Genomic DNA, 13,790 nt, shown 5'->3' with positions numbered 1-13,790 from the left:
TTTATCGCCGACGACCTTCGGGCCATTCCGTCCCGTTAGGCATGCTCGCATATTAAAAATCTCGTGGTCGTTAACCCGAACCACAAGTGCCTCGCGTCTGACCCTGTGAACGGATCATTCATTCACGAGGTTCAACCCATGTCCTGTCCTCCTTCATTCCTACGTCCTGCTGCCCAGGGCTTCGCCGTGACCTTGCTGGTGGCATTGGCCGGCTGTGGGTTGTCTTCGTCCCGGGAGGCTGCCAAGCCGGCCGAACCGCCGTCTGCGTCCCCCGCCCCGGTACGGCAAAGCGAAGTTGCTAACGTGCGCGAGCCTCTGGTCAAGCGTATGGCCGCTCCGGCTTCGATGCCCTCGCCAAGGGTGAGGACCGATGCTGTCGCGGGGGATTACCGCGCCGAGCCCCGCGAGCAGTATGAAAAATTGCCGGACAACCCCATTCATAGCGTTGCCCAAACGCCGGTCTCGACCTTCAGCGTCGATGTCGACACCGGCAGCTATGCCAATGTGCGACGTTTCCTCAATCAAGGTAGCCTGCCGCCCGAAGGCGCCGTGCGACTGGAGGAAATGGTCAACTATTTCCCTTACGACTATGCCTTGCCCACCGACGGTTCTCCCTTCGGCGTGACCACTGAGGTGGCCCCGTCGCCATGGAACCCTCACACGCGCCTGTTGCGTATTGGCATCAAGGCGAACGATCGCGCCGTGGCGGACCTGGCGCCGGCCAACCTGGTGTTTTTGGTGGATGTTTCCGGCTCCATGGACCGACGCGAGGGCCTGCCGCTGGTCAAGAGCACCCTGAAGTTATTGGTGGAGCAATTGCGCGAGCAGGACCGGGTGTCTCTGGTGGTGTACGCCGGCGAATCCCGGGTGGTGCTTAAGCCGACCTCGGGCCGCGACAAGGTCAAGATCCGCAACGCAATCGATCAGTTGGACGCCGGCGGTTCCACCGCAGGTGCGTCGGGGATCGAGCTGGCCTATCAGATGGCTCAGGATAGCTTTATCGACAAAGGCATCAATCGCATCCTGCTGGCCACCGATGGCGACTTCAATGTCGGCGTCAGTGACTTCGACAGCCTCAAGCAAATGGCGGTGGACCGGCGTAAAAGCGGTGTATCCCTGACCACGCTGGGCTTCGGTGTGGATAACTACAATGAGCATCTGATGGAGCAATTGGCCGATGCCGGTGATGGCAACTACGCCTACATCGACAACTTGCTTGAAGCGCGCAAGGTATTGGTGGACCAGCTCAGCTCCACCCTGGCGGTGGTGGCGCGGGATGTGAAGTTGCAGGTGGAGTTCAACCCCGCTCAGGTCAGTGAGTATCGGCTGTTGGGGTATGAGAACCGCGCGCTCAAGCGTGAGGATTTCAACAACGACAAGGTTGATGCGGGCGAAATCGGTGCCGGACACACGGTGACCGCGTTGTATGAAATTGTTCCGAAAGGCGAGCAGGGCTGGTTGGAACCGTTGCGTTATGCGAGCACACCTAAGCTGGACGGCAAGTCAGGTGAGTTGGCGATGCTGCGCGTGCGCTACAAGCCCGTTGAAGGCGGGAGCAGTCGATTGATCGAGCATCCTGTCGCCAGCACGCAAAAAAATGACAAGGCCAGCGACGACTTGCGCTTCTCGGCCGCTGTGGCCGCCTTCGCCCAACAGCTCAAGGGGGATGGCCGCTACACTGGGACGATGAGCTTGAAGGACACCGCGCAATTGGCCCGTTCCGCCCGGGGCGATGATCCGTTTGGGCTGCGTGCCGAATTTGTCCAGTTAGTGGAACTCGCGCAGAGCCTTGAGCGCTGATCCTGACCACGACGAGGATCAAATGCGGGAGCGAGCCTGTTCGCGATAGCGGTGGATCGATCACGATCATTATTGACTGATCCGACGCAATCGCGAGCAGGCTCGCTCCCACGGTATTCTCTTATCGCCTGCCAGAACTGTGTTGACCGCAAAGGAGTTCGCCACCCACATGCCCGCTCCGCATGATTGCCCCAGCGACGAATCGCTGCTGGCCCGCTACCGCGATGGCGATGGGACTTGTTTTGAAGTCCTGTACGCCCGCCATCGACAGGGGCTATATCGTTTTCTGGTGTCCTTGAGCAACAAAGCCGAACTGGCCGAGGAAGTCTTCCAGGATACTTGGCTCAGCCTGATCCGCAGCACTACCCAGCCACAAGGACGGGCGAGTTTTCGTACATGGTTGTTCCAGATTGCCCGCAACCGCTTGATTGATCACTGGCGCAAACACGGTGTCCGCAACCCGCTGCACGACAGTTACGACGAACAGGTTCATGTCCAGCCCGACGACACCAGCAACCCCGAACAGCAGTTGAGCCTGAGTCGCGATCAGGCCCGCCTGGACGCCGCGTTGCAAGCCTTGCCCGAAGACCAGCGGGAAGTCTTCCTGCTGCGACTGCACGGCGACCTGGAGCTGCCGCAGATCGCCGCCCTGACCGGCGCCCCGCTGGAAACGGTAAAAAGCCGCTTGCGTTACGCCCAGCAGAAATTGCATCGACTGCTGGCCGAGGAGGTACCCGCATGATTGATTCCAAACACACCCCGGACCCCGACGACGAAATGCTGATCGAGCATTTTCGCCAACACACCAGCGGCGAACCGCCCGTGTCCCTGGACGCTTTCATCCTGGCTGCCGCCCGTCGCGAAGCCCCGACGCCTACGCCCAGTCTGTGGAAACGCTGGCTACAGGCCTGCCAACGGCCGCGCTGGCAGATGGCATTCGCCACGGTTGCCGGGGTCGCGTTGATGATCGGTCTGGTGGTTCGCTCGCCAGTACCTCAGAGCGACCTGTCCGCGCCAGCTCCGATGGAGTTTTCCGCCAATCGACAGGAGTCCGCAGTCGCCGCCGCACCGCCGCCCGCCATGTCCGCTCCCGCGCCGATAGCCCGCATGGCAGCACCCCAGGGCGAAATCGCTCAAGCCCCGGCAAGCGCTGACCGCGCCCTGGCGGAAAAGCCTGCGGCGAAAATGAGCAAACGCGTGCCCGCTGCACGGCCGTCGCTGGAGCAGGAACTGCTGGAAATCCTGCGCTTGCGCGAGGCGGGTGAGGACAAGGCTGCTGATGAAAAGCTGCTGGCGCTGCATCAGCGCTTTCCCAAGGAGGACTTGCCGGCGCGGTTGGAGGCGTTGCGCAAGCGTTGAGGGAAAGCAGCACGCACAAAAAACCGGTCTCTAGTAGCGATAGTGCGCCGCAGATGTTGTTGCCTGCCGGGTGGCTGATGCGTTAAACCGTGCCCTTGACCGCGTAAGAATTGGGGAAAAGCGTAGGGTGCTTCGAAGTCCGGCTTGGCGCCGGGCTTTCTTGAGGGGCATTATCGGGCATCCAGGAAGTCAACTGACTGGCTGTCCCTGATAGTCTTTCGAATTGCCAATCCTGCCAGCCATAAAAAAGCGAGCATCCATACATAAAACCCGTAGCTGTATCCCGTGATGGTCAGTCGTCCGTCGCCATCATTCCACATGCTCGTATACAGGTACGCCGATAGACCAAGGAGCGTGGCACACGAGGCGCTGATCAGGCCGCGTCTCGCGCTCTTCTGTGAGAAAAAAGCCACGATGAAGAATAGATTGGCCAACCAGGCAGGACAGCCATCCAACAATGCCAGAAACCCGATGCAAAGTGCTTCGTAGCCGACGGTGACGTGTTCAACGCCCCACACTTCATCTCGCGTGTCGATGGCGGGCAGCGTAAGGCTGAAGGCGAATAGCGCCAGGCTTAAGTCTCGAGCTTCTAATCGAAGCGGGTGGAACTTCATAAGCGTTCCTTGCTATAGAAACCCCAAGTATCACCGATGCCCTAACCAGGTGGAAGGAGAAGTAGTCGCTCGTGTGGGATCGGCCTGCGACCAAGGGCAGGGGAAGGGTTCAGACTGAAATATAGAGGGGAGTAGAGTGAAGGTATGGGGGTGGACGGGAGAGATAGCCAGAAACAAGAAAGCCCGCATAGGGCGGGCTTCTTGGAGTATTCATAGACTGTCTGAGACAGGTCTCGATAGATGTATGGTGCACCAGGCGGGATTCGAACCCACGACCCCTGCCTTCGGAGGGCAGTACTCTATCCAGCTGAGCTACTGGTGCGACGCGGGCGCCATGATACTCATATGCAATGCGGGCGTCCATGCTGCTGATTTGCCGGTGTTTTCATAAGCATAGGCGGGCATGGGCTACGCTGATCAGAAAAAGCAGGCAAATTCAGGTTTTTTGTTCTTTTTTTCGAACAGCCTATTGTCCTTCCCCCCCATCGGCCCTAGGATTCGTTTGAGATTTCAAACGCTCTTGTCTGGGTGCTGAACCGCACGTCTGTGCTTATGTGCGTTATTTCTGTGCTTCAGCCCGGTGGATGATTTCCCTGACGGCAGCCCCTGAGGCGCCTTTCTACAAATCTAATTCGCTCCGCGCGCGCGCGGTGCTGTTAAGGAAAGCCGACATGCAGCTTAAAGACACCCAGTTGTTCCGCCAGCAAGCCTTTATCGATGGCGCTTGGGTCGACGCGGACAATGGTCAGACGATCAAGGTTACCAACCCGGCAACGGGTGAAGTGCTGGGCACGGTGCCGAAGATGGGCGCTGCCGAAACCCGGCGGGCGATTGAAGCCGCCGACAAGGCGTTGCCGGCCTGGCGCGCCCTCACCGCCAAAGAGCGCGCCAACAAGCTGCGCCGCTGGTACGAATTGCTGATCGAAAACCAGGATGACCTCGGTCGCCTGATGACCCTGGAACAGGGCAAGCCGCTGGCCGAAGCCAAGGGCGAAATTGTTTACGCCGCCTCGTTTATCGAATGGTTCGCCGAAGAAGCCAAGCGCATCTACGGTGATGTGATTCCTGGCCACCAGCCCGACAAGCGCCTGATCGTGATCAAGCAGCCAATCGGTGTGACTGCTGCCATTACCCCATGGAATTTCCCGGCTGCGATGATCACCCGCAAGGCCGGCCCGGCTCTGGCCGCGGGCTGCACCATGGTCATCAAGCCGGCTTCGCAAACCCCGTTCTCGGCGCTGGCGCTGGTTGAACTGGCTCACCGTGCCGGCATCCCGCAGGGCGTGCTGAGCGTGGTCACCGGCAGTGCCGGCGACATCGGCGGCGAGCTGACCAGCAATCCGATCGTGCGCAAGCTGTCGTTCACCGGCTCGACCGAAATCGGTCGTCAGTTGATGGCCGAATGTGCCAAGGACATCAAGAAAGTCTCCCTGGAACTGGGCGGCAACGCGCCGTTCATCGTGTTCGACGACGCGGACCTGGATAAGGCCGTCGAAGGCGCAATCATTTCCAAATACCGCAACAACGGTCAGACCTGCGTCTGCGCCAACCGTCTGTACATCCAGGATTCGGTGTACGACGCCTTCGCTGAAAAACTCAAAGTGGCAGTCGCCAAGCTCAAGATCGGCAATGGTCTGGAAGATGGCACCACCACCGGTCCGTTGATCGACGAGAAAGCGGTTGCCAAGGTGCAAGAGCACATCGCTGATGCGGTCAGCAAAGGCGCGACCGTGCTGGCTGGCGGCAAGGCCATGGAAGGCAACTTCTTCGAGCCGACTATCCTGACCAACGTACCCTCGAGTGCCGCCGTGGCGAAGGAAGAGACCTTCGGCCCGTTGGCGCCGCTGTTCCGCTTCAAAGACGAAGCCGAAGTGATCGCGATGTCCAACGACACCGAGTTCGGCCTGGCCTCGTACTTCTATGCCCGCGACCTGGGCCGTGTGTTCCGCGTGGCCGAAGCCCTGGAATACGGCATGGTTGGCGTCAACACCGGGTTGATTTCCAACGAAGTCGCGCCGTTCGGCGGCATCAAGGCCTCCGGCCTGGGCCGTGAAGGCTCCAAATACGGCATCGAGGATTACCTGGAAATCAAATACCTCTGCCTCGGTATCTGATTCTGCTGCAAGCGCAAAGGGCACGAGAGCGCTGTCCCTTTGCGCGTTTCACCCGTTCTGTTTCTTGTGGCCGGAACGCTGTGACAGTCGATCATCGCATGCTGTCGCAGTTGCCTCCCGTCCATGTACGCCTTGACCCACGCCGACCGATGAGCGGCGAATGAGGACATATTCAATGAGCAACAAGACTAACGCTTCCCTGATGAAACGCCGCGAAGCTGCTGTACCACGCGGTGTTGGCCAGATTCACCCGATCTTCGCCGAATCGGCGAAGAATGCCACGGTAACCGACGTTGAAGGCCGTGAATTCATCGACTTCGCGGGCGGTATCGCGGTGCTGAACACCGGCCACGTACATCCGAAAATCATCGCCGCCGTGACCGAACAGCTGAACAAGCTGACCCACACTTGCTTCCAGGTGTTGGCTTACGAACCGTATGTGGAACTGTGCGAAAAAATCAACGCGAAGGTGCCGGGTGATTTCGCCAAGAAAACCCTGCTGGTGACCACCGGTTCCGAAGCGGTGGAGAACGCGGTAAAAATCGCTCGCGCCGCCACTGGCCGTGCCGGTGTAATTGCCTTCACCGGTGCCTACCACGGCCGCACCATGATGACCCTGGGCCTGACCGGTAAAGTCGTGCCGTATTCGGCCGGCATGGGCTTGATGCCCGGCGGCATCTTCCGCGCGCTGTACCCGAACGAACTGCACGGCGTGAGCATCGACGACTCCATTGCCAGCATCGAGCGTATTTTCAAGAACGACGCCGAACCACGTGACATCGCGGCAATCATCATCGAGCCAGTACAGGGCGAGGGTGGTTTCTACGTGGCGCCCAAGGAATTCATGAAGCGCCTGCGCGCCCTCTGTGATCAGCACGGCATTCTGCTGATCGCTGACGAAGTACAGACCGGCGCCGGTCGGACTGGCACCTTCTTCGCCATGGAACAAATGGGTGTTGCCGCCGACCTGACGACTTTCGCCAAATCCATCGCCGGCGGTTTCCCGTTGGCCGGTGTATGCGGTAAGGCCGAGTACATGGACGCTATTGCCCCTGGTGGCCTGGGTGGCACCTACGCCGGCAGCCCGATTGCCTGCGCTGCTGCGCTGGCGGTGATGGAGGTGTTTGAGGAAGAGCACTTGCTGGATCGCTGCAAGGCGGTGGGCGAGCGTCTGGTGACTGGCCTCAAGGCCATCCAGAAGAAATACCCGGTCATCGGCGAAGTCCGTGCCCTGGGTGCGATGATCGCCGTGGAGTTGTTCGAAAATGGCGATACCCACAAGCCGAACGCGGCGGCCGTGGCTCAGGTTGTGGCCAAGGCCCGCGACAAGGGCTTGATCCTGCTGTCCTGCGGCACCTACGGCAACGTCCTGCGGGTGCTGGTTCCGCTGACCTCGCCAGACGAGCAATTGGACAAAGGCTTGGCAATCATCGAAGAGTGCTTCTCCGAGCTCTGATTTTACGAGCCCTGAGCTGTGCGCTGACCCACAAAAAACCCGCTTCGCAGCGGGTTTTTTCATATTCGGGAACATATTCCCAGGGGTGGAGCTGTCTGCAACGGCCACCATTGGCTAAGGTGCAAGTATTGCGAGGGAGCGATGCTGCATGACTGCCGTGGATTTACCCGCTGTACCCCGTGTGTTGATCGCCGAGGCCGATCCGGTGTCTCGGGAGCTGCTTGAGCAGGTGCTATCGGGCATACGCTGCGATGCCCGGGTGGATACGTGCGGCGAGGGCCAGCAGGCCCTGAATCTGCTTGCGCACAACGCCTATGACCTGGTGATCGCCGATTGGGAATTGCCGGGCGTCGATGGCCTGAGCATCCTGCGGGGCCTTCGCCAGCAGCATCGAAAACCGGTGTTGCCGTTCATTCTCATGAGCCGGCGCAACGATAGCGCCAGCGTACGTGAGGTCTTGCCGCTGGCGCCTGCGGCCTACCTGACCAAACCCTTGAACCGGGAAGACCTGACCCAGCGTTTGCAGGGGCTACTGTTGAGCAGCGCAGAGGATTGCTCCACCGACGTGTCAGCCCCGGAGCAGACCCTGACAACCTTTCTGGAGCGTCGACGTGATTCTTCCGAAGGCGCGCCGCTGATGACCGATGTGCAAGTGGCAGTCAAGCGCAGCCTCAACCCCGGCGGTCTGGACCTGAAACTGCTGGAAGAAGAAATCCGCACCGACCCGCAAATTACCGCCGTGCTGATTGCTGCGGCCAACAGCGCTGCGCAGCATCAGGGCGGCGGCCTGGTGCAGACGGTCGCGCAGTCGCTGCATCAGCTTGGTACCGGGCAGAGCATGAACCTGATTCTGGGGCTGACCCTCAAGCGCTGTGCCCGGCTCAGTGTCCCGTGTCTGGCGGACTATGCCGAGCGTTACTGGGAGTTGTCGCTGCACACCGGTGAGTACGCCCGGATGCTGGCGCGGCTGCTGGATCTGGAGCAGGAGCGTTGCTATTGCGCCGGGTTGTTGCATCGCTTGGGGGACTTGGCGTTGTTGCGATGCCTGGAGGAATGGACGCAGGCCGGCGGCGAGCTCGACGAATCGGAGGAGGTGGGCAATTTGCTCGATCAGTTCGGTGCCAGCTTCGGTTCCGCGCTGCGCACCCGCTGGCGTCTGCCGCTGGAGCTGCGGGAGTTGATTGCGGCGGCCTATGGCCTGGGCGGCGGGGTTTACTCCCGCGAGGCACTGGTGATGAACATGGCGGCGCAAATGGCCCATCTGACCGAGCATGAAGGGCTTGAAGAGCTGGCCCGTGGGCGCACGGCGCGTTTGCTGAAGATCGGATTGCCGGAGTTGATGCGATTGCGCCGCAAGTAAGGCCGCTGACCAACCCTGTGGGAGCGAGCCTGCTCGCGATGAGAGGGGTGCCATTCACCGATGCGCTGGCTGTCAGTCCGCCATCGCGAGCAGGCTCGCTCCCACAGGGGGTATGACTGGAGTTTTGCTGACGCCTTGGCGACGAGATTGCTCAAGCCGCAATGATGCGATTTTTCCCCTGGCGCTTGGCTTCGTACATGGCCGCATCGGCGCGGGAGAACAGGGTGTCGAGGCTCTGATCTTCGGCGGTAAGGCTGGTCAAGCCTTGGCTGACGGTGATGCCGAAGCCTTTCTCCCCGCTGCGGAAAGCCAGGCGCTGAATCTCGCGCTGCAGACGCTCGGCGACTTGCAGTGCCATGTCCGGGGCACAGCCAGGGAACACCGCGGCGAATTCTTCACCACCGATTCGTCCAAACAGATCACCGCGTCTGAGAACGGAACGTCCGCTTTCGGCGATTTTCTGCAGCACGTTATCGCCTTCCTGATGACCGTAGGTGTCGTTGATCACTTTGAAATCATCGATGTCCAGCAACAGGAACGCCATGGGTGTGCCCTGCAGTCGTGCCTGCTCGAATTCACGGTGAGCGCATTCGAAGAAGTGGCGGCGATTGCTGCTCTGAGTCAGAACGTCGGTGGTTGCCAGTCGTTGCAGTTCGCTTTCCAGCAGCTTCTTTTCAGTGATGTCTTCGGCAATGCCCACCACGATCACCGGTTGCCCCGACTCAGCCTTACGGTTGATGAAGCACTTGTCGCTCAGCCAGCGGATCTGGCCATTGGCAGCGATGATGCGGTACTCACGATCCTCCACGGCACCTTTGACCAGCACTTCGGCCAGGCTGCGCTCCGCGTATTCGAGGTCGTCGGGGTAGATTGCGTCGCGCCATTCATTGAAATCAGCCAGCACCAGACCTGCCGGCCGACCGAAGATTCGTTCATAGGCGGGGCTGACATACAGGACCTGTCGGGTTTCCCAGTTGAACGCCCAGAGCACCGCGTTGACGCTGACCAGCAATGAGCTGAATAGCTGCTCACGCTCGCTCAGGCGCGCGACTTCGCCCTGGGCGTGCATCAGCGCCATGAGCGTCTGGGCCGCTTCGGGCCAGTGAGGTTGGGACGAATCCTGTAGGTTCTTGTCGACCATCGGCACAAATCTCAAAGAACGTGCACTGCTGTGGATTGGCACGCGCTTGCTCCAAAGCCCGCCAGTATGGCGAAGTGCTCTTTGAGATAAGGGATTCGGGGCGAAGTTCCTTTTCAGGCGACGAAGGGCGGGGTGCAGTGTCGGAGTTGCCGAAGGCTGCGATCTTTTGATCCTGATCTTTCGTTCACCTGGATGCGCCACCTGCGATCAAGACCACGGCGCAGGTTTGTTGCTGCCGGGTTGCCGTGAAGGCAACGAACTCTTGTTTCAGGCTCATGGCGTCTCTCGTAGGCCAAAGCATGAGGGCTTTCCGGCGAAATTCTTAGGGGGTAGAGGCCATCGCGGGGTGACGTTCTCCAACACGCTACTGGCGTATCAGGGCATGCTCATCAAGGCCATTCTCAGACGCTTGATCAGTTTCGGGGTCTTGAGACAATCGGCCGGGCGTTTGTTACCCAGGGCGGGCACGGTCTGTTCCAGCCACCAGAACCCTTCCTTGAGCCCCCTTTTTCCGTAGAGCACCACTGCCATGTCGAGGTTGTCATCCATGGCCTTGGCCAGCGTGCGGGCGTTGTCGTCGAGGTAGTCCTCTTCGTACAACCGCACGAAAGTTTGCCAATCGGCATCGCCGACGTATTCGTCTTCCAGTCCCATTTTAAAAACCTGCAAAGGAAATCAAGTTGCTGCCGGTCGGGTTTCGCGCCGACGGTGCCAGGATCCCATCATAACCATTGGCCTTGGCCCAGGCGCCTATTTGATGAGTCTGGGTGTATTTGTTGCCGGTAATGCTCTTTAGCGAAACCCCCAGTTGTTTACGCACGTCAGCCCGGGTCAGATCCAGAACGTTGTTGAGCTGCACTTTCTTGCTTACCAACACCCGGGTGGAAAGGTCCACACCCCAGTGGTTGACTTCGCCCATGGCGGTCTTGCGTGAGTTGGCGCCATAGACACCACCCAGTCCGGGGGCGGTGTAACGGTGTCTGGAGGCAACGTTCCACTTGTGCGCCGTCCAGGTTGTGCTGATCCGTCCTGGCTCTTCAAAGCGATAAACCGTCCGGTTGACCTTGCGGCCCTTAGGTGGCGTCGAGCACTTCATCAGACCCGAGGGGTCGATCCAGCTCACCGGGTTTGGCGCGTACTGGTAGAGGTTCAGCCCACCGGCCAAACCGATGGGGTCCGGTGTGGTAAAGCGACCGATGTCCGGGTCGTAGAAGCGCAAGGTGTTGTAGTGCAGCCCGGTTTCCCGGTCCAGGTATTGGCCCTGGAAACGCAGGTTCTGCTCTTCGATGTAATACGGTTCGCGTAGCTCTTCTACGGTGTTGCCCCACACCTGGTAACGGGCCCGCCAAAGCGTGTGCCCGTCGGCTTCCGAGAGTTGTTCGGGCAGGCCGTTGGAGTCGTTGTGGTAGTAACGGATTTTCTGGTGTTCACCCAGGCCGTCGACCCTTGCCAACGGTTCGTGGCTGTCGTCGGCGTAGATGTACAGGCTGGTCTGGTTGTCGCGGTGTTCCTGCAACAGTTGCAGTGCATCCCAGGTGAAGCGGGTGCGGCTAAGCAGGGTGGTATGGCGGTCGTATTCGGCTTTTTCGATGCGCCGGCCCAGCGGGTCGTAGGTCATTTTCACGACCGAGCCGTTATCGTTTCTAACCTCCACCAAACGCTGTTCGGCGTCGTAGCGCATGCGCTGGACACCCCGCCGGGCGCTGCGCTTTTCCACCATGCGGCCGAAGCCGTCATAGCGGTAGCGCTTGTCCTGATAGGTCAGCAAACGGTTATGAGCGACCCGTTCGGTGCCCAGGCTATCGAGCAAGTTGGCGGCCGGATCATAGGCGAATCCTTCACGCTGGCCCTGGAGATTGTCCTGGCTGGCGAGAATGCGTCCGGTGGCGTCGTAGTGCAGCAGATGGCGATGAGGGGCGTCAGGCTGGCTGTCGAAGCGTTCTACCAGTTGATCACTGCTGTCATAGCCAAACAGTGATTGCGCCGCCGGTGGTAACAGCGCGGACTGGCCCTGTTGCCGACGTTGGCGTGCGCGCAGGCGACCGCTGCGGTCGTATTCGCTGCGGGTGCTGAGGCGCCCTTGGGTGCGCAGCACTTCACGGTGCAGGCGGTCGCGTTCGAAGTCGCTGATGACCTGGCCGTCAAGGTTGATCTGGTGCAGGTGGCCGCTGCCGTAATGCAGTCGGTTTAGCCAGCGACCATCGGGGAGCAGCGTCTGGGTCAGATTGCCCAGCTCATCGTAGCGATGCTCCAGGCGTCCGGCCCAGCCTTGCTCGGCGATCAGTTGCCCAAGAGCGTCGTAGTTCAAGCCGATGCTTTGCTGCTCACCGGTAAGCGCGGTGAAGGTGATGGCGTTGACCTGATCGAGCGCGTCATAGCGGTACTCGGTGCGCCCGTCTGTGGTGACTTTGGCCACCAGCCGACCCATTGCGTCGCGCTCCAGCTCATGGGTGATCGATGCTTGCGGCGCGAGGTCCAGGTCGGTGCTGCCCGCAACCGCGAGCGCTTCCATGCGGGTGACGTTGTCCAGTGGGTCGTAGGCGTAGCGTTTGAGGCTGCCGTCCAGGCTGTGCTGGGCGGTCAAACGGTCGCCAGCGTCCCAGGCAAACCGGTAGCATTCACCGTTTTCGTTGGTCAGCGCCAGCAGGCGGCCGTAGTTGTCGTAGCTCAGCTCTACCCGTCGACCATGCGCGTCGGTACGCACGCGCAGTTGCCCATTGAGGGTGTGCTGGAAATGCGTAGTGTGCCCGGCGGGGTCGCTGTAGCCGATCAATTGGCCGCTCGCATCGCGCTGATATTGCTCGGTACGTCCGTCCGGTAATTGTTTGGTCAGCAGCCTGCCTTGGTCGTCATAGCTGAAAAGCGTCCGTTCCCCCAGTGCGTCGGTGCTGCTGAGCAACGTCCCGCGCTCGCAATAACTGAACCGTGTGGTGTAGCCGGAACAATCAGTGTGCTCGCTGAGCTGGCCAAGGGGCGTCCAACGCAGGGTTTTGCGTTTACCGATGGCGTCGATAACTTCCACCACCTGACCGTGGGCGTCATGGCGATAGCGGGTGACGTTGCCCAACGGATCGGTTTCGCGAATGCGGTTGCCACGCGAGTCATAGCGGTACTGCCAGGTATTGCCCGCGGCATCGGTTTCGGTCAGGGGCAGCGCCCAGTGTTCGAGCCACAGTGTTGACTCGCTGCGTCCGAGTGGGTCAGACGTCTGGCAAAGGTTACCCGCCTCGTCATAACTGAATTGATGTTGTCCGCCGTTGGGGGCCGTTGCCGCCACCAACTGGCTTTCCTCGTTCCACTGGAAGGCCCAGGTACGGTCCAGGGCATCGGTGGCTTCGGTGATCTGATACCGCCTATCCCAGCGACGGGTGCTGATGCGATTCAAACCGTCGGTGATGCGCGTTGTCCCGGCAGCCAGGTCGTAGTCAAAGGCGTAAGTGTCGCCCGCGTCGGTCCAGTGGCGAACAACCCGCCATTCTCGCTTTTCGATTAAGGCCCATTCGTAAAAGCAGCGCAGCCCGGTGGGCAGTTGGTGCTCAACCATGCGCCGTCCGGCATCGTAGGCGTAGCGGCGTTTCACGTGACCGTTGGATTGACGGACCTCGGTCAGATCACCCTGGGCGTCGTAATCGTAGTGCATCAGCACTTCACGGCGTTGATCGGCGTAAAGCCGGTCTATCCGGCTGACCCGTTGCGGCCAGCGTTTGTGGTACGCCAGCGCGATGCTGGTCAGGTCAAAGGTGTCTCGCAGCTGTACCAACCGACCTGTGTCGTCGTAGTCGAGGTAGATGCGGTTGTCATTGCGGTCGCCCAGCTGACTCAGGCGCAGCAGCGATGCATGGCCCGGGGTGGGTTCGAACAACCGGTACAGGCCGTCTGAGCTGTCGATCAGCAATTGGCCATTGGCATGCCGTCGTACGCTGAGCCCTTCACCGGGACTGAACAC

The 13,790-nt window shown here is 60.3% G+C and carries 10 protein-coding genes and 1 tRNA gene; 6 read left to right on the top strand and 5 right to left on the bottom strand.

All coding sequences use genetic code 11. From position 1 onward, the window contains the following. Positions 1-138 precede the first annotated feature (138 nt). The 3 genes from GSM73_RS01555 (at position 139) to GSM73_RS01545 (ending at position 3,159) form a co-directional block, all read left to right on the top strand. Positions 139-1,800, top strand: coding sequence for a VWA domain-containing protein (locus GSM73_RS01555; RefSeq protein ID WP_160891384.1), 1,662 nt, complete (start codon positions 139-141; stop codon positions 1,798-1,800). Positions 1,801-1,969: 169 nt separating this feature from the next. Further along, on the top strand, positions 1,970-2,542 hold the full coding sequence (locus GSM73_RS01550; RefSeq protein WP_160891383.1) for an RNA polymerase sigma factor: 573 nt from the start codon (positions 1,970-1,972) through the stop codon (positions 2,540-2,542). Further along, positions 2,539-3,159: a hypothetical protein gene (locus GSM73_RS01545; protein WP_160891382.1), complete on the top strand. Its 621-nt coding sequence runs from the start codon at positions 2,539-2,541 to the stop codon at positions 3,157-3,159. Before GSM73_RS01550 ends, GSM73_RS01545 begins: the two co-directional genes overlap by 4 nt. A gap of 170 nt (positions 3,160-3,329) precedes the next feature. Here GSM73_RS01545 and GSM73_RS01540 read toward each other — a convergent pair whose 3' ends face one another. Both GSM73_RS01540 and GSM73_RS01535 read right to left on the bottom strand, forming a co-directional pair. Continuing rightward, positions 3,330-3,773, bottom strand: coding sequence for a hypothetical protein (locus GSM73_RS01540; protein ID WP_160891381.1), 444 nt, complete (start codon positions 3,771-3,773; stop codon positions 3,330-3,332). A 245-nt stretch (positions 3,774-4,018) separates the two neighbouring features. Then, positions 4,019-4,095 (bottom strand) — tRNA-Arg (locus tag GSM73_RS01535). Positions 4,096-4,444: 349 nt separating this feature from the next. Between GSM73_RS01535 and gabD the strand changes: the two genes are divergently transcribed. The 3 genes from gabD (at position 4,445) to GSM73_RS01520 (ending at position 8,703) form a co-directional block, all read left to right on the top strand. Further along, entirely contained in the window at positions 4,445-5,887 is a 1,443-nt protein-coding gene (gabD, locus tag GSM73_RS01530; RefSeq protein ID WP_107323124.1) for an NADP-dependent succinate-semialdehyde dehydrogenase, read from the top strand. Between the two features lie 175 nt (positions 5,888-6,062). Then, complete coding sequence (gabT, locus tag GSM73_RS01525) at positions 6,063-7,343, top strand: 4-aminobutyrate--2-oxoglutarate transaminase (protein WP_047226758.1); 1,281 nt, start codon at positions 6,063-6,065, stop codon at positions 7,341-7,343. Positions 7,344-7,491: 148 nt separating this feature from the next. Next, a complete protein-coding gene (locus GSM73_RS01520; RefSeq protein WP_076383109.1) occupies positions 7,492-8,703 on the top strand; it encodes an HDOD domain-containing protein in 1,212 nt (403 codons plus the stop codon). 151 nt (positions 8,704-8,854) lie between these two features. Here the strand turns inward: GSM73_RS01520 and GSM73_RS01515 are convergent, their stop codons facing one another. From GSM73_RS01515 to GSM73_RS01505, 3 genes are all read right to left on the bottom strand, one after another. Beyond that, positions 8,855-9,844, bottom strand: coding sequence for a sensor domain-containing diguanylate cyclase (locus tag GSM73_RS01515; RefSeq protein ID WP_047226760.1), 990 nt, complete (start codon positions 9,842-9,844; stop codon positions 8,855-8,857). Between the two features lie 375 nt (positions 9,845-10,219). Then, positions 10,220-10,498 (bottom strand): hypothetical protein, encoded by a 279-nt coding sequence (locus GSM73_RS01510; protein ID WP_047226761.1) that lies wholly within the window; start codon positions 10,496-10,498, stop codon positions 10,220-10,222. 1 nt (position 10,499) lies between these two features. Continuing rightward, positions 10,500-13,790: RHS repeat-associated core domain-containing protein (locus tag GSM73_RS01505; RefSeq protein ID WP_256676639.1), on the bottom strand; the 3,291-nt coding region annotated here is incomplete at its 5' end.

Source organism: Pseudomonas sp. PICF6, assembly GCF_009831705.1.
Classification (GTDB): Bacteria; Pseudomonadota; Gammaproteobacteria; order Pseudomonadales; family Pseudomonadaceae; genus Aquipseudomonas; species Aquipseudomonas rhizophila.
The sequence above is the reverse complement of the archived record's forward strand: the minus strand, read 5'-3'. Positions and strand labels throughout refer to the sequence as shown.

Coding starts and splice junctions, on each gene's coding strand:
- GSM73_RS01555 (WP_160891384.1), top strand. CDS start 139: ATGTCCTGTCCTCCTTCATTCCTACGTCCTGCTGCCCAGGGCTTCGCC.
- GSM73_RS01550 (WP_160891383.1), top strand. CDS start 1,970: ATGCCCGCTCCGCATGATTGCCCCAGCGACGAATCGCTGCTGGCCCGC.
- GSM73_RS01545 (WP_160891382.1), top strand. CDS start 2,539: ATGATTGATTCCAAACACACCCCGGACCCCGACGACGAAATGCTGATC.
- GSM73_RS01540 (WP_160891381.1), bottom strand. CDS start 3,773: ATGAAGTTCCACCCGCTTCGATTAGAAGCTCGAGACTTAAGCCTGGCG.
- gabD (WP_107323124.1), top strand. CDS start 4,445: ATGCAGCTTAAAGACACCCAGTTGTTCCGCCAGCAAGCCTTTATCGAT.
- gabT (WP_047226758.1), top strand. CDS start 6,063: ATGAGCAACAAGACTAACGCTTCCCTGATGAAACGCCGCGAAGCTGCT.
- GSM73_RS01520 (WP_076383109.1), top strand. CDS start 7,492: ATGACTGCCGTGGATTTACCCGCTGTACCCCGTGTGTTGATCGCCGAG.
- GSM73_RS01515 (WP_047226760.1), bottom strand. CDS start 9,844: ATGGTCGACAAGAACCTACAGGATTCGTCCCAACCTCACTGGCCCGAA.
- GSM73_RS01510 (WP_047226761.1), bottom strand. CDS start 10,498: ATGGGACTGGAAGACGAATACGTCGGCGATGCCGATTGGCAAACTTTC.